Source organism: Streptomyces sp. A01, assembly GCF_059026195.1.
The window spans coordinates 144,804-159,936 of sequence record NZ_JBWLKN010000004.1 but is presented as its reverse complement, the minus strand read 5'-3'; the positions used below and the strand labels follow the sequence as shown (position 1 = coordinate 159,936).

General features: G+C 72.6%; 11 protein-coding genes. 7 read left to right on the top strand and 4 right to left on the bottom strand.

Annotated elements, in window-relative coordinates; all coding sequences use genetic code 11:
- The first annotated feature begins 729 nt into the window (after positions 1 to 729).
- The 5 genes from AC5P1B_RS06895 to AC5P1B_RS06875 are packed head-to-tail and all read left to right on the top strand — an operon-like array spanning position 730 to position 5,779.
- Entirely contained in the window at positions 730 to 1,611 is an 882-nt protein-coding gene (locus AC5P1B_RS06895) for a hypothetical protein (RefSeq protein WP_493885647.1), read from the top strand.
- Positions 1,608 to 2,153, top strand: a complete 546-nt coding sequence (locus tag AC5P1B_RS06890) for a hypothetical protein (RefSeq protein ID WP_493885646.1) — start codon at positions 1,608 to 1,610, stop codon at positions 2,151 to 2,153. The genes AC5P1B_RS06895 and AC5P1B_RS06890 overlap by 4 nt, the downstream gene beginning before the upstream one ends.
- Complete coding sequence (gene purF, locus AC5P1B_RS06885; protein ID WP_493885645.1) at positions 2,150 to 3,625, top strand: amidophosphoribosyltransferase; 1,476 nt, start codon at positions 2,150 to 2,152, stop codon at positions 3,623 to 3,625. The genes AC5P1B_RS06890 and purF overlap by 4 nt, the downstream gene beginning before the upstream one ends.
- A gap of 13 nt (positions 3,626 to 3,638) precedes the next feature.
- A complete protein-coding gene (locus tag AC5P1B_RS06880; protein WP_493885644.1) occupies positions 3,639 to 5,507 on the top strand; it encodes a fatty acyl-AMP ligase in 1,869 nt (622 codons plus the stop codon).
- Positions 5,489 to 5,779 carry an acyl carrier protein gene (locus AC5P1B_RS06875; protein WP_493885643.1) on the top strand — a complete coding sequence of 97 codons (291 nt, stop codon included), beginning with the start codon at positions 5,489 to 5,491 and terminating at the stop codon, positions 5,777 to 5,779. The genes AC5P1B_RS06880 and AC5P1B_RS06875 overlap by 19 nt, the downstream gene beginning before the upstream one ends.
- Before the next feature lie 186 nt (positions 5,780 to 5,965).
- Here the strand turns inward: AC5P1B_RS06875 and AC5P1B_RS06870 are convergent, their stop codons facing one another.
- The gene (locus tag AC5P1B_RS06870) at positions 5,966 to 6,955 is read right to left on the bottom strand and encodes a MarR family transcriptional regulator (RefSeq protein ID WP_493885642.1); all 990 of its coding nucleotides are present in this window, start codon (positions 6,953 to 6,955) and stop codon (positions 5,966 to 5,968) included.
- A 461-nt stretch (positions 6,956 to 7,416) separates the two neighbouring features.
- Positions 7,417 to 8,814 (bottom strand): C39 family peptidase, encoded by a 1,398-nt coding sequence (locus tag AC5P1B_RS06865; protein ID WP_493885641.1) that lies wholly within the window; start codon positions 8,812 to 8,814, stop codon positions 7,417 to 7,419.
- Between the two features lie 153 nt (positions 8,815 to 8,967).
- On the opposite strand from AC5P1B_RS06865, the gene AC5P1B_RS06860 reads away from it, so the two are divergent.
- Together AC5P1B_RS06860 and AC5P1B_RS06855 are read left to right on the top strand one after the other, a co-directional pair.
- On the top strand, positions 8,968 to 9,573 hold the full coding sequence (locus AC5P1B_RS06860) for a uridine kinase family protein (protein WP_493885640.1): 606 nt from the start codon (positions 8,968 to 8,970) through the stop codon (positions 9,571 to 9,573).
- A gap of 478 nt (positions 9,574 to 10,051) precedes the next feature.
- Positions 10,052 to 11,956, top strand: coding sequence for an AAA family ATPase (locus tag AC5P1B_RS06855; RefSeq protein ID WP_493885639.1), 1,905 nt, complete (start codon positions 10,052 to 10,054; stop codon positions 11,954 to 11,956).
- A gap of 499 nt (positions 11,957 to 12,455) precedes the next feature.
- On the opposite strand, the gene AC5P1B_RS06850 is transcribed toward AC5P1B_RS06855, so the two are convergent.
- A complete protein-coding gene (locus AC5P1B_RS06850) occupies positions 12,456 to 13,601 on the bottom strand; it encodes a hemolysin family protein (protein ID WP_493885638.1) in 1,146 nt (381 codons plus the stop codon).
- Positions 13,598 to 15,073 carry a hemolysin family protein gene (locus tag AC5P1B_RS06845; RefSeq protein WP_493885637.1) on the bottom strand — a complete coding sequence of 492 codons (1,476 nt, stop codon included), beginning with the start codon at positions 15,071 to 15,073 and terminating at the stop codon, positions 13,598 to 13,600. Before AC5P1B_RS06845 ends, AC5P1B_RS06850 begins: the two co-directional genes overlap by 4 nt.
- Between the last annotated feature and the right edge of the window lie 60 nt (positions 15,074 to 15,133).

The following is a 15,133-nucleotide window of genomic DNA, read 5'->3' as shown; positions in this document are numbered from 1 at the left end:
GCATCGATGCGACTTCCACAGCCGTCCAACGGATGCCCCGTTCGGTATTCCGCGCGGATGTTCGCGGGGGCTTGGGCGAATCGCATCACCACACGCCTCATGCCCTTCGCACGGACGTGATATCCGCGTTCGCAGCCCGCCAACACCCGGCGCTTTCGGGCCACCGCTGACTTTCCGTTGGAGTTGTGATGCAAGAACACCGCGCGAAGACCCTCACCCGGTCACCGTCCCAGAAGCGATGAACGGGTCCTCAGCACCGTGACCAGCCCGGCGTTTGAGGAATTCCGCGCGTCCGGCGTAAGCCCCGCTCAGCCGACGGCGAAAGAGACGGCACCCCCACGGCGTTCGTCTCGGTCTCACCCGCCCACCTCCCACTCACCTTCCTTCCTTCCACCCGCCGGTCTGTCGCCCACGCACGGCGCCCCCGGCTTTCCCACGCCGACGGACATGTCCTGGCTCTCCGCCGCCTCACACACGCCCGCCCCGGATGGCGCGGCCCCCGGCGGTGATCCCGGCGCGCCGTGCCGAACACGCGTGGGCCAGGCGGCGGCAACCGCCCCTCCACGGTTTCCCCGCCTGGCCCCTCTCGCCCGATTCGTCCAGTACCGCAGCCCTTCCCACCGTCCGCGCGCGCCCCTGCTGACGCCGACGGACGCACCACCTCGTACGCGCGTCGGCCTCGCCACAGCCATCCGGCCCGGGCCGCCGCGCCGGTCAAGGAGGCCGGTCATGACCACCCAGCAAGCCGCCGCACAGCTGTCCGATGTCCAGGACCGCGTGCTCGACGACGTCCTCGTCGGCATGCCGTACAACAGCGCGTCCCAGTTCCACGAGTACTACGGCACCCGGGCCGCCCCCGAGCGGTTCGGCGCCTCCTGCGCGTGGCAGTCGTTCGCCGCGGGCCACGCGGTCGCCGAGCGCACCGGGGTCAAGGCCGACTACCTCATCGACGGCCGCCATGTGGCGGCCGTCTACCGCGAGCCGGAGTGCGTCACGCTGCTCGACCCGTACCTGCTGCACCAGCGCCCGCCGCGCCTGGAACGCGCGGCGGCCGTCGACGGCGAGGTGCGGGTCACGGTCGACGCGTACCCGCTCCGCATCCGGGCGGACGGCTCGCCCGCGCCCGCCCGGATGCGGGCGACCTGGCTGCTCGACGACGACTCGGTACGCCTGGACTACGTGCGGTACAGCCCGCGGCGCGGCCACAACGTCCTGTCGCGTTCGTTCACGCTGCGGCCCGACGTCCGGCTCGCCGCCGTACCGCCACCCGCCGAATGGGTCAGGCCGCTGCTCGTCCACCCCGAACAGCACAGCGTCTCGGTGCGCGTCGTCCACCCCGGCACCCGGCGGATGGCGGAGCTGATCCTGCCGTTGGCGCGGGCGCACGGCGGGGCGGCCGCCGGGGCCTCCGCGCTGGTGACCAAGGACAACGAGGGCGTGGTCAGCGCGTACGGCAGCGCTGCCTTCCAGCGGGACGCCGAGCTGGTGGCCGACGCGGTCCAGGCCACGGAGGCGGACGTCACGGCGTTCCTGCTGGAGGCTGCCGCGATCCACCGGGCCGTGGCTCCCGCCGGGCTCGAACTGGCCGCGTACTCCCTGGAGGACGAATGACCGCGCCACCGGCCGCACGCCGCCAAGCCCGCTCGTTCTTCCTCGCCGGGACCATGCAGGGCGCCCGCCCCGGCGCGCACGTCACCGACCAGTCGTACCGTGCGGCACTGACAGCCGCCATCACCGAGCGCAGGCCGGACGCGCTGGTCCACGACCCCGGGGTGATGATGCGCGACTGGCTCGCCGGGCATCCGGCCGACGTACGCGCCGCCCACGCGGCCCTCGCCGCACGGCAGACCATCCACCGCCGCGAACTCGGCCCGGAACTCATCGAGCTGACCGACCTGTTCCACCAGCTCACCCGTCTCGCGGCGGACAGCGACGTCTGCGTGGCGTGGCTGCCGGGGCACGAGCCGAGCATGGGAACGGCCGCCGAGATGCTGTCCGCCTACCGTGCCGGGACCACCGTCGTCACCATCACCGAGATGCGGCAGAACCTCGCCGTGCTGTCCTGCTCGACCCTCATCCTGCCGGACCTGGACGCCTTCACCTCGTGGCTCGACGACGCCGGTGACGCCAGTGCCGTCGGTGACGCCCCATGAGCGACGGGTCCACCGCGGACAAGCCGCGCGAGGCGTGCGGGGTCGCCGGAGCCCGCGGGCCGACGGGCCGGCACGCGGACCTGGTGCGCGAGCTGCTGCTCGCGCTCCAGCACCGGGGCCAGGAGACGGCCGGCATCGCCGTGGGCACGGGCGACTCCCTCGTCGCCCAGCATGGCGCCGGGCTGGTGGCCGAAGCACTCGCCGACATCAGCGGCCTGCCCTCGGGACCGCTGGCCCTCGGCCATGTCCGCTACTCCACCGACGGCGCGCGGGGCGGTCTGGCCGGGGCGCAGCCCATCGTGCTGCCCGGGCGCGCGCTGGCCGTCGCGCACAACGGCACCCTCGTCAACAGCCGCCCGGACCCTCGCGCGCCGGGCCCGGGGCACGGACCGGGAACGACCGACAGCGAGCACCTCGCCCACCTCCTGGCCGACGAGACGGCGGCCACCGGCGGCGACCTGCACGCCGCCCTGCACACGGTGCTCCCCCGGCTGGAGGGCGCGTACGCGCTCGTCCTGTCGGACGGCCGGGAACTGATCGGCGTGCGCGACCCGCACGGCTTCCGGCCGCTCGCCCTCGGGATGCTCGGGGACACCTGGCTGCTGGCCTCGGAGACGGCCGCCATCACCGCCGTGGGCGGTGACGTCGTCCGCGAGCTGGAGCCTGGCGAGGTGCTGACCATCGGCGCCCGGGGCACCCGCAGTTCCCGGCTGGCCGCGCCCGACGCCAAGACGGCGGCCTGCCTGTTCGAGTACGTGTACTTCGCCCGGCCCGACTCCGGGCTGTCGGGCCGCAGCGTCTACCGGTCCCGTTACCGGGCCGGGCAGGCACTGGCCGACTACGCCCCGCCGCCGCCCCGGCGCGGAGCCGAGCCGCCGGTGGTGGTCGCCACGCCCGAGACGGCCCGGGTGGCCGCGGACGGCTACGCCCAGCGCGCCGGACTGAGCACCGTGCAGGGCCTGTCGCGCTCCGGGGCGACCGGGCGCAGCTTCATCGAACGTGACCAGCGCTCCCGGGAGGCGCTGGTCCGCAGGAAGCTCGCCCCGATCCCCGCCGCGGTCGCCGGGCGGCAGGTGGTGCTCGTGGACGACTCGCTCGTGCGCGGCACCACGATGCGTACCGTGGCGGGGCTGCTGCGCCGGGCCGGGGCCGCCGAGATACATCTGCGCATCGCCTCGCCGCCGTACCGCTGGCCGTGTTTCTACGGCATCGACACCGGCGATCCCGCCGAACTGCTCGCCGCCCGGCTGCCGGTCAGCGCGATCGCCGGGCAGCTCGACTGCGACACGGTGGCCTTCCTGCCGCTCGACCGGCTGATCGCCGCGACGGGCGGGGACCCCGGCAACTACTGCACCGCGTGCCTCACCGGCCGCTACCCGACCGCTGTTCCCGCCTCCCCCGTCAGTCTGCCGCTCCCTGCCGCGCGGCCGGACTCCGACTCCGCCCTCGCGTTCCCAGGACGTGCCGAATGAGGAGAACACCAGCGTGAACATCGCACCTTCACCGGCGGCGCGGGCGTCCGGCCACCGCGACGCCCGTCCGTTGGACGCCCGTACGATCGTTGAGGCGCTGCTGATCCGCGCCACGGGGCCCCACGCCGACGAACCCCTGCTGACCGCGCTGGACGCGGGCGGCGAACCCGCCGAGCGGCTGACAGCATCCGGGCTCGACACACGGGCCAGGACGGTGGCGGCCGCACTGCTGGCGGTGGGCGGCGTGGGAGACCGGGTGATCGTGCCGGCCATGCCAGGTCTCGACTTCCACGTGGGCTTCGTCGGCTGCCTGTACGCGGGGATGATCGCCGTGCCCGTCCCCGCCTTCCGTGCATCCGTCACCCGCGGGTCGGCGCGCGCCGACCGGCTGTCGGCCATCTGCGGGGACTGCGCCCCGTGCGCCGTGCTGGTGTCCTCCCCGCGGGAGGCCGAGGCGGCGGACCAGGACCGACTGCCCTCGGTGGCCTGGGTCGCCGTACGGGAGCCCGCCGGGGCCGCGCAAGCCGCGGAATCCGCAGAAGCCGCAGAAGCCGCAGCCACCCCGGCGCTGCCCGACCCCGCCGCCCTCGACCCGGACACGACGGCCCTGTTGCAGTACACCTCGGGATCGACCGGTGACCCGCGCGGCGTCATCGTCGGCCATGGCAACCTGGTGGCCAACCAGGCCGCGATGCGCGACCGGTGCGAGGTCGGACCGGCCACCACGATCGTGTCCTGGCTGCCGTGCTTCCACGACATGGGACTGTGCACCGGCGTCGTGCTGCCCCTGGTGTCCGGGGCGCGCACCGTGAGCATCGAACCGGCGGCCTTCGTCCGTGACCCCCGGGTCTGGCTGCGGGCCATCGCCGGTGAGGACGACGTGTTCACCGCCGCCCCCGACTTCGCGTACGACCTGTGCGTCAACCGCGTCTCCGCGGAGGAACGCGCGGCCATCGACCTGGCGTCCTGGCGGGTGGCGATCAACGGCTCCGAGCCGGTACGCGCCGCGACGCAGCGCCGGTTCGCCGCCGCCTTCGAGGCGAGTTCCTTCCGCGCCGCGGCGTTCTCGCCCGGGTTCGGCCTCGCCGAGTGCACCCTCGGGGTGAGCCTCAGCCCGTCGCTGGTCCCGACGGTGGTCGCGCACTACGACCGGGACGCGCTCGCCGAGGGCAAGGCGGTCCCCGTGCCCCCGTCCGACGACGGCGTCGAACTGGTCGGCTGCGGCCCGGCGCTGGAGCGTACGGACATCCGCGTCGTCGATCCGCACAGCCGCGGCGCGCTGCCCGAAGGGGGCGTCGGCGAGATCTGGGTGCACGCGCCGGGAAACTGCCGGGGCTACTGGGGCCGGGCGCGGGAGTCCGAGGAGGTCTTCGCCGCCCGGATCGAGGGCGCGGACCCCGAAGCGGTCTTCGTGCGCACGGGCGACCTCGGTTTCCTGGAGGGCGGTGAGCTGTTCATCACCGGGCGGATCAAGGACCTGCTGATCATCGGCGGGGAGAACTACTTCCCGCAGGACGCCGAGGCGGTGGCCACCGAGGCGCACCCCGCGTTCGCCCATCAGCGCGCCGCCGCCTGGCCGCGCGGCGCGGACGACCGTGAGGTGGCCGTGGTGCTGGAGACCACCGAGCGCGACCCGGAGCGGCTGGCCGTGGCACTGCGCGCCGCCGGGATCGCCGTCGCCAGAGCGATCCCGGCCACGATCACGCTGTACGCGGTGGCCCGCAACAAGATTCCGCGCACCACCAGCGGCAAGGTCCGGCGCCGTGAGTGCGGCCGGCAGATAAGGGCGGGGCAGCTGACGCCGCACGGCCAGTGGTCCAGCAAAGAGCAGGTGGTCCAGCAGAGAGCAGAGGGAGGCACACCATGGGGGCGACACCGGTGATCACGGTGGACCGTGCCGTCGAGCGGTTGCGGAGGCTGCTCGCCGACACGGTGGAGATGGAGGTGGGGTCGGTGGACCCCGAGCTCCCGCTGAGCGCGTTCGGCATCGACTCGGTCAACGGCACGGTGCTGATCAACGATCTGGAGCGGTGGTCCGGGGTGACCCTGAGCCGCGAGCTCCTGGTCGGCGGGCTCACGGTCGTCGAACTGGCCCAGGAGCTCATGGAGGCGCTGGGGCGTGGCGCCGAGGCCGCCTCGGAGCCCTCGGCTTGACGCCTTGCCGGCTCCGCCCCCCGGGGGTGGGTGGAGCCGGCAAGGCCGCTGCCTCTCCGGCGGCGCGTACGGACCGGAACGGCGGTACGCGACCAGCACGGCGGTACGCGACCGGCGCGGGCGACGGTGAGGGGCGGGAGTGGTGGGGTGCGGCGCGGAAGTGGTGGCGTGCGGGGCGGGGAGCGGTCAGGACAGCGCGGCCAGCAGCGTGTTGCCGCGGGCGCTGCGCCGCAGGCGGATCTCCCGGCCGCACCGCTCGCGCACCAGGAGCCCGGCCATCTCCAGTTGGCGGCAGTGGTACGTGGCGGTGCTCGCGGTGCAGTGCACGCGCTCGGCCAGTTCGCTCATGTTGGTCGAGCTGTCGGCGCTACGCAGGATGACCGCGCGGACCTCTCCCAGGAGCGAGGTGAGCGCGTCGGAGGCGGCGGTCCTGGCGGGCGGTCCCGCGTCACGCCACAGCCCCGCGATGCCGGGAACCGGATACCCGATCCACACCGCCCCGGGCTGGTCGATCTTGTAGACGCAGGCGCGGCTCCCGGAGATGAGCGGCACCAGGATCAGCCGCCGGTCACCACGGTCGGCGCGCACCGGGTAGGAGGCGGGCAGGAACAGCGAGCCTTTCACGAAGCGGCTGGCCGGGCTGAGGTCCGCGAGGACGGCGTCCAGGCTGTGGGTGACGGCGGCGACCCCGACGCGCTCCGTCTCGCGCTCGATCAGCGGAGCGGCCCGGTGCCAGAGCGGGGCGAAGGCCGTCCATACGGCGCGGATGGCGCGGGCGTAGGCGTGCAGCGAAACCGCTGGACTCTCAAAGATGGCGGAGAAAACGGAATTTGGTGATCCGCCGCGGCCTTCCCTGATCCGCTCGACAAAGTCCCGCGGGGACATCTCTTCGAGCCGTCTGAGGGAAACCGCCATATCCGGTTCACCGCCGGGCTCCGCCATCGCCAGGCAGTACAGAGCGGGGAGTGCGGAAGAACCGAAAAGGAGGCGAATCCGGTCCGCGCAGTCGACCGGGACCGCGTCCATGACGAGCCGCTTCCAGCTCGTCGGCATCCCGCTCCCCGGCCGGCCTACGGCTTCGGAAAGCAACGAGACGATGGTGGCGGCGGGCTGAACGACAACGGACACGGGAATGTCATCGATATCGCCGAGACGCAGCTCACTGAACCCGCGCAACTCCACTCCCCCGCACAGTCGCAGACCGCGGCGCGGTATTTCCCCCCGCATAGGCCGATGAAAAATCTAGTCAGCCCGGTACGACCGCGTCAACGGACGTTTCTCGCCGCAATAGCGCCGGACAACAGCCGACCGCGATATCAGTGCGCACGCGTGACGCGCGGGCGCGGACAGTAAACGGGTTTTTCGCGCGTTGTCGCGGCTATCGGAACCATTCCAGTTCACGGCCGTACCACGCCGCGCACCAGCGGTTCATGGCGGCCGGTGGCCGGTGCGCGGACGGTCCTCGTGCCCGGCATGGCGAACCGGTCGGCCAGACACCCGGAAATTCGTACCGCCCGCCCTGCCGCCACTCCCCCTCCCGCCGGGCCGCCGACCCGCTGACGTGCGGGTTCACCCCCGCGCCGGGGCGCTGACGCGCTCACGCACCGACGGCCGGAACAGTACGGCGGGCACTGGTGTCAGCGGATTCCCACCGCGCGCAGGGCCCGCAGCTGACGGGCCGACGGTTTGGCCGGGAAGTACACGTAGGCGACGCCACCGGTACCGCCCACCACCTGGCCGCTCGCGTTGCGGCGCTTGGTCCGCAGCCAGATGTTCTCGAACTCCCGCCGGTCGTAGACGCGGCGCACCGCCTCGTTGGTCGCGCTCGCCGGGTCGTTGGCGATGACATCGCCGAGCTCGTTGAAACCGATGACCGTCATCAGATGACCGGCCGTGCCGTAGCCCGCTCCGGTCAGTTCCTCGGCGAGGAAGGACTGTGAGGTGATGAGCGGGATTCCGGCGCTGACCAGCGTCTCGGCGTCGGTGAGGGAGGAGAGCCGGGTCACGACGCCCGCGAGGTCCCGGTAGGTGGCGGCGTACGCGGCGTTGAACGGCCAGTTGCCGCAGCCCTGGTACTGGTAGTCGTACGTGAACCTGGCCGCGTGGCAGACCTGGGGGTCGGCGTAGTCGGGATTGACCCAGGCGAGGTCGGACGGGCTGGGCTTGCGGCCCCAGTACTCGATGATCATCTGAGAGGAGGTGGGGCTGCACCACGCCTCGCCGCCGTTGTCGTACTCCGGGTACTGGCCCTTGTGGATCTCCTGCGAGTAGCGCGGCACCGTCAGCTCGTGCCCCGTGGCCGGGCCGGGGTCGGTCTCCGGGACGGTGAACCGGTCGGGTACGTCGGAGCCCATGGCACCGGCCCGCCACACGGTCGGAGTCACCGGGGTGCCGGGCTTGCGGTAGAGGGTGAGCCTGATCCGGTAGGAGGCGACCCGCAGGCCCTCACCCGCCGGTCCCGAGTCGATGGACAAGGTGTCCGTCCATACGCTGCTCTTCTTGTCGCTCTGGTCGTCGACGGAGGCGCGCTTGATGTCCTTGTCGCCCGCCGCCCAGCGGCCCATCACATACCACGGGCTCTCCGTCTTGTCGGTGTACGTCGCCCGCAGCTCCACCTGCAGCCAGGTGCCCTCGGGGGTGTGCGCGTTCCAGGAGACGACCGCCTCGTTCGCCGGCACGGGGAGGGTGCGCGCCGGGCTGGTCCAGGTGGCGTACTCCCAGGTCGCCTTGGTCCCGCCATGCGGGTCGGTGTACTCGGTGGACCCGGCGGGCTCGCCGATGACGATGCCGGGTCTGGCGCCGTCCTGTACCCGCACCCCGCGCGCGCTGCCTTCGCGCCAGTCCGCGCCGCTCGTCCAGGCGTGGTAGTCCACGGTCGTCCTCGGGGCGCGCTCCGCCGCGGCCGCGCCCCCCGCGGCTCCGGCGCCTGGGCCCTGCGGCCGCGACGAGCCGTGCGCCGGGGAGACGGCGGACAGGCCGGCGGTCGCGCCGAGGGCGGCGAACAGGACGGTACGGCGTGGGGTGTGTCTGCTCATGATGGGAATCCCCAGTCATCCGGTGCGGCGGCAGGTGCACGACAGGTGACCCAACTATGACCGCTCCGGCTCCCGTCAGGCCAGAGCCCGCACTCCCCGGCGCGTCATGACCACAGGCATGGACCACTGGTCACCGGACCGTAGGGTGTCCCGGTGAACGCCCGCATCGACCCCTCACTCGTGCAGCTCGCCGGGCGGCTGCGCGCCCTGCCTCCCTCCTGCGGCCCGGTACGGCTGGTCGCCGTGGACGGGCACGCCGGTTCCGGCAAGACGACCTTCGCGGGGCGGCTCGCGGCGGCCCTCGGCGGCGCGCCGGTGCTGCACACCGACGACCTGGCCACGCACGCGGAACTTTTCGGCTGGACGGGACGACTACATGAGCAGGTCCTTGAGCCGCTGGCTCGTGGCGCCACCGCGCGGTACGGCATCTACGACTGGGAGGCCCGCCGATTCACGGGACAAGGGACTCTGCGCCCCGCCTCCGTCGTCCTTATCGAAGGCGTCGGCGCGGGCCGCCGCGCGGTGCGGCCCTTCCTCGCGTGCCTCCTGTGGATGGAGTTGGCCGACCGTGACTCCTGGTACCGGGGGCAACGCCGGGACGGGCCCGGGATGACCGGGTTCTGGGGCGACTGGCTGCCGGCCGAACGCGCGCATTTCGCCACCGACCCGACGCGCTCTCACGCTCATGCACTGGTTCTCCAGCGAGATACGAGCGGCGAGCGATACGCGGTGCTGCCAGGCCCTGGGGCCACCGCGTGAGCCACCGTCAGCCTCACTCTGCGTGAATACCTCCGGTTGTGCTGCCCTCAGCCGTCAGCCACTGTCAGACAAGTGCCCCAACTCCGCTTGACCTGGGGGCCATACAGGTCTTACGTTCTCAATGTGCGACTCATACGGGTCGCCCACAGACGCGAAGCCCCCGGTTGTTCCCCCGTGATCGGGGGCTTCGTTCTGCCCTCGGCCTGCGTTTTGCGTGCTTTGCGCCGCGCGACCCTCACCCTCGGTCACCATGGAGGAGTCCGCCGGGTGCGACCGGATCACGACCCTCCGGCACGAACAGCCGTGCGCACCCTTCGGTCGGCACCGTCTCCGCAGGTACGATGCCTTTCAGTGCAGCCAACGGGCGGACGCACTGGCACACTGGCCAATCCCCGGCCACAGCACTGCGGTTCGACGAAGCGGCGGCCGGGCACCCGCCCGGCGCCACACCACGGGGGCTCGGTTTGTGGGGGACGTGATGGATTTCGGCATCCAGGGCTCGCACGCCCCGGCCGATCTCACCTGGCTGCGCGGCGTCGACGCTTACACGATGGGCGCGTATCCGCAGGCCGAAGAGGAATTCCGGGCCGCGGTCGAACTCGATCCTGGCATGGCCGACGCGTGGCTGGGCTTGCACGCGCTCCGCGCTGACACCGCGACCGCGCTGCTGCGCATGTACAGCCACCGCGACCGGTTCGGCGAGCAGCGCGCCCGCCACCGGCGTTCGCTCAACTCCTGGTACTGGCTGGGCTGGTGGGTACAACCAGTCCTGGAGAGCGGCCGCGACCTGCTGCTCGCCCACGCCTCGCACTGGCTCGACGGCCGCCATGTGCCCGAGCTCGACCGGGCGCTGGCGGGCTGCCCGCCCGTGGAGGCCGACCCGCAGGCACGGTTCCTGCACGCCTGTCGCGCCTACCTCGTCAAGGACTGGGAACAGCTCGTACGGCACACCGAGCCACTCCTCCAGGACCCGCTGCTCGGCATCGAGGCCGGCCTGTTCGGCGGCATGGCCCGGGTCAGGCTGGAGATGTACTCCCAGGCGGAACCGCTGCTCTCCACCGCGCTCATGCGCTGCCGCAGCGAACAGCCCCAGCGCAAGGAGCTGCGCTACTGGCTGGCGCGCGCCCACGAGGGCACCGGCCGCAGCGCCGCCGCCCTTCCGCTGTACCGCGCGGTGCACCGGATCGACGCGTCGTTCATGGACACCGCCGCGCGGCTCGCCGCCATCGCGGAAGGGGACGGCTTCGACGAGAGCCCCGACCTGGCCGCGGTCTCCCTGGCCGGGGCGGGGCAGGACGCCGCCGACGCCCTGGACGGCGTCGAAACGGAACCCCTGCCGACCGCCGACCCCGTGGACGGGCGCGAACTGCGCACCGGGCCCGACCCCGACCCATCGCTCGCCCCGGCCTCGCCGGTCACCGACGGGCCACGCGGCCGCACCCCGCTGCACGGGCAGCCCGGCCCGGCCGACCTGCCACCCAGGCCGTCCGACCCGCAGTTGCTCGCCGCCACCCTCAGCGAACTCGACCGGATGGTCGGCCTGGAACCGGTCAAACGGCAGGTGCGGGCGCTGTCGGCGCAGCTGCATATGGCCCGGTTGCGCACCGGCCAGGGGCTGCCCGTCCAGCCGCCGAAGCGGCACTTCGTCTTCTCCGGCCCCTCCGGCACCGGCAAGACCACCGTCGCCCGCATCCTCGGCCGGGTCTTCTACGCGCTCGGCCTGCTCGGCGGCGACCACCTCGTGGAGGCCGGGCGCGCGGACCTGGTCGGCGAATACCTGGGGCAGACGGCCGTCAAGGCCAACGAGCTGATCGACTCGGCGCTCGGCGGAGTGCTCTTCGTCGACGAGGCGTACAGCCTGTCCAACTCCGGGTACAGCAAGGGCGACGCGTACGGCGACGAGGCGCTGCAAGTCCTGCTCAAGCGGGCGGAGGACAACCGCGACCGGCTGGTGGTGATCCTCGCCGGATACCCGGAGGGCATGGACCGGCTGCTCGCCGCCAACCCCGGCCTCAGTTCCCGCTTCACCACCCGCGTCGACTTCCCCAGCTACCGCCCGCTGGAACTCACTCGCATCGGCGAGGTGCTGGCCGCGGAGAACGGCGACCGCTGGGACGAGGAGGCCGTGGACGAGCTGCGCAGCATCAGCGGGCACGTCGTGGACCAGGGCTGGATCGACGAGCTGGGCAACGGGCGCTTCTTGCGCACCCTGTACGAGAAGAGCTGCGCCTACCGGGACTTACGGCTGTCGGGGTGGAGCGGTACGCCTGATCGTGAGGACCTTGCCACGTTGCGGCTGCCGGATCTCATGCAGGCTTATGGTGAGGTCCTCTCTGGCCGCGGCCCTGTCGACCGCGACCGAAAGGACCCACCCTTCACGTAGGGGTCGGGCCCCTGGGCGCTTTCTCCTGGGCCGGAGGGGCGAGTCCCGGGCGGGGCCCGTGCCTGGGCGTCGCGAGGGCTCCCTATGCCTGTGCGGGTTCGGTCATCCTGACCGCACCTGTGTCCTCAATCGCCGGACGGGCTGTTGTACGTATACGCAGGACCGCCTTGGGTGAACGCGCGCCGGCTCGTGCGGGCGGGACGTCCCGTCCGCACATGTGTCCTCAAACGCCGGACGGGCTGATATGCGCAGGACCGACTGATGTGTACAGGACCGCCTCGGGTGAACGTGCGCCGACTCATGCGGGCGGGACGTCCCGCCCGCATGTGCGTCCTCAAACGCCGGACAGGCTGGAACATGCGGGACCAATTCAGCCCGCCCGGCGCTTGAGGGCAACGCTGAGCAGCGGACCAGGGGCACGTGACGTCAGTCGACGACGGCCTCAAATAAAGCCCGCCCGGCGATTGAGGGCGACGGGTGGCCTCGGGCCAGGGGCACCTCAGCCGGCCATGGCGTTCCTTTCGGTGGGGGGCAGCGGCGACAGCCCCTGGCGTGGGTCGGCCACGCGCGCGCCCGGTGGGGTCTCGGTGGCCGCAGGGGCGGGCAGGGCGGACGGGGCCCGGTGGGAGGGGTCGCGGACCTCGCCGACCAGTTTCTCCAGGACGTCCTCCAGCGCGACCAGGCCGAGCACGCGCCCCGTCCCGTCGGCGACAGCCGCCAGGTGGGAGGCTGCCCGGCGCAGCACGGTGAGGGCGTCGTCCAGCGGCAGTTCCGCCCGTAGCGTCTGGATCGGCCGCCACACGTGCTGCGGTACCGCACGCTCCCGTTCCTCCAGGTCGAGGACGTCCTTCACATGCAGGTAGCCCATGAAGGTGCCGCCCGGCGCGCACACCGGGAACCGGGAGTACCCGGTGCGTACGGTCAGCTCCTCGATCTGCCGGGGTGTCACCGAGGCGTCGACGGTCACCAGGGCGGCCGGGTCGAGCAGCACCTCGGTGACCGGGCGGGTGCCCAGTTCGAGGGCGTCGGCCAGCCGCTCCTGCTCGCCGGGGGCGAGCAGCCCGGCCTGCCGGGAGTCGGCGACCAGGTGGGTGAGCTGTTCGCTGGTGAACACCGCCTCGATCTCGTCCTTGGGCTCGACACGGAACAGCCGCAGCACGAGCCTGGCGCACGTCCCGAACAGCGCGGTGACCGGGCGGCACAGCCGCGCGAAGGCGACCAGCCCCGGCGCCAGCCACAGCGCGGTCCGCTCCGGAGCCGCCATCGCGAGGTTCTTCGGCACCATCTCGCCGATGACGAGGTGCAGGCAGACCACGACGGCGAGCGCTATGGCGTAGCCGAGGGGGTGGATCAGCTGCTCGGGCAGATGCACGGCGTGGAAGACCGGCTCCAGGAGGTGGGCGACGGTCGGTTCGGCGACCGCGCCGAGGGTGAGCGAGCAGATGGTGATGCCGAACTGCGCGGCGGCCATCATCTGCGGCAGGTTCTCCAGTCCCTGGAGCACCGTGCGGGCGCGGCTTGAGCCTTCTGCGGCGCGGGGTTCGATCTGGCTCCGGCGTACGGAGACCAGTGCGAACTCGGCGCCGACGAAGAAGCCGTTGGCGAGCACCAGCAGTGCGGCGAACAGGAGTTGCAGCGCGGTCATCGCCGTGCCCCCCGGGCCGCCGTGGCGCGTACGGTGCCCGGCCCCGCGCCGGTCGTCACTCCGGCAGGGCACAGCACCGTGCCCGGCGTACACGGTGTGCCCGCGCTCATGGCGTGGGTCGGCATCGTGGCACCGGGGAGGGGAGGGGCGCCGGCCGGCCCGGTGGCGCGGGTGATCCTCACCCGCTCGGCGCGGTGGTGGCCGACCTGGCGGACGGCGAGCTTCCAGCCGCCGGGCAGTTCGGCGGTGTCACCGGGCACGGGGATGCGGCCGAGGAGGCCGGCGACCAGTCCGGCGGCGGTCTCGTACGGTCCCTCGGGGACGTCGAGCCCGATGCGCAGCAGGACGTCGACGCGGCAGCTGCCGTCCGCCTCCCAGGCCAGTCGGCCGTCCTCGCAGCCGACTTGGGCGAGCTGCGGCCGGTCGGCCACGTCGTGCTCGTCGCGGACCTCGCCGACCAGCTCCTCGATGATGTCCTCCAGGCTGACGACCCCGGCCGTGCCGCCGTACTCGTCGACGACGACGGCGAGCGGCTGTTCGCTGCGCAGCCGCTCCAGCAGCGGCTGCACGGGAAGGGTCCGGGGCACCAGCAGGGGTGGCTGCGCGATGGTGTCGACGGGGACGCGCAGCCTGTCGTGGGCCGGTACGGCGAGCGCGTCCTTGAGGTGGACCATGCCGATGACCTCGTCCAGCCTGCCCCGGTAGACGGGGAAGCGGGACAGGCCCGTCGCGCGGGTCAGGTTCAGGACGTCCGCGGCGGTCGCCGACGCGTGCAGGGCGCTGACCCGTACGCGCGGCGTCATGACGTGGTGCGCGGTCAGCCCGGCAAGTGAGAGCGTCCGTACGAAGAGGTCGGCGGTGTCCTGCTCGATGGCCCCGGCCTGGGCCGAGTGCCGGGCGAGGGAGACGAGTTCGCCGGGGGAACGAGCCGTGGCCAGCTCGTCGGTCGGCTCGACGCCCAGCATCCGCACCAGGCGGTTGGCGACGGCGTTGAGGAGGGAGATCAGTGGGCGGAAGAAGCGGGCGAAGGCGTGCTGGGGGCCCGCGACGAAGCGGGCGACCTGAAGCGGGCGGGAGACCGCCCAGTTCTTGGGGACCAGTTCGCCGATCACCATCTGCGTACCGGAGGCCACCAGCATGCCGACGACGACGGCAAGACCGGGGACGGCGCCCGCAGGGAGCCCGGCCGCGGTGAGGGGGCCGGTCAGCAGGTGGCCGAGGGCGGGCTGGGCCAGCATGCCGACGACGAGGGAGGTGATGGTGATGCCGAGTTGGGTGCCGGAGAGCTGGAACGACAGCTCGTGGAGCGCCTGCACGACGGTGCGCGCTCTGCGGTCGCCCCCGGCGGCGGCGCGTTCGGCTTCCGGCCGCCCCACGGTGATGAGTCCGAATTCGGCGGCGACGAAGAAGCCGTTGGCGAGGATCAGGAGGAACGCCGCGGCGAGCAGCGTCAGGGAAACGGTGAGGCTCATGCCGCCGCCTTCGAAGATGAGGCGGCGCGGGTACTACAGGACGAACCGTCCATCGCTGGA

Coding starts and splice junctions, on each gene's coding strand:
- AC5P1B_RS06895 (WP_493885647.1), top strand. CDS start 730: ATGACCACCCAGCAAGCCGCCGCACAGCTGTCCGATGTCCAGGACCGC.
- AC5P1B_RS06890 (WP_493885646.1), top strand. CDS start 1,608: ATGACCGCGCCACCGGCCGCACGCCGCCAAGCCCGCTCGTTCTTCCTC.
- purF (WP_493885645.1), top strand. CDS start 2,150: ATGAGCGACGGGTCCACCGCGGACAAGCCGCGCGAGGCGTGCGGGGTC.
- AC5P1B_RS06875 (WP_493885643.1), top strand. CDS start 5,489: ATGGGGGCGACACCGGTGATCACGGTGGACCGTGCCGTCGAGCGGTTG.
- AC5P1B_RS06865 (WP_493885641.1), bottom strand. CDS start 8,814: ATGAGCAGACACACCCCACGCCGTACCGTCCTGTTCGCCGCCCTCGGC.
- AC5P1B_RS06855 (WP_493885639.1), top strand. CDS start 10,052: ATGGATTTCGGCATCCAGGGCTCGCACGCCCCGGCCGATCTCACCTGG.
- AC5P1B_RS06850 (WP_493885638.1), bottom strand. CDS start 13,601: ATGACCGCGCTGCAACTCCTGTTCGCCGCACTGCTGGTGCTCGCCAAC.
- AC5P1B_RS06845 (WP_493885637.1), bottom strand. CDS start 15,073: ATGAGCCTCACCGTTTCCCTGACGCTGCTCGCCGCGGCGTTCCTCCTG.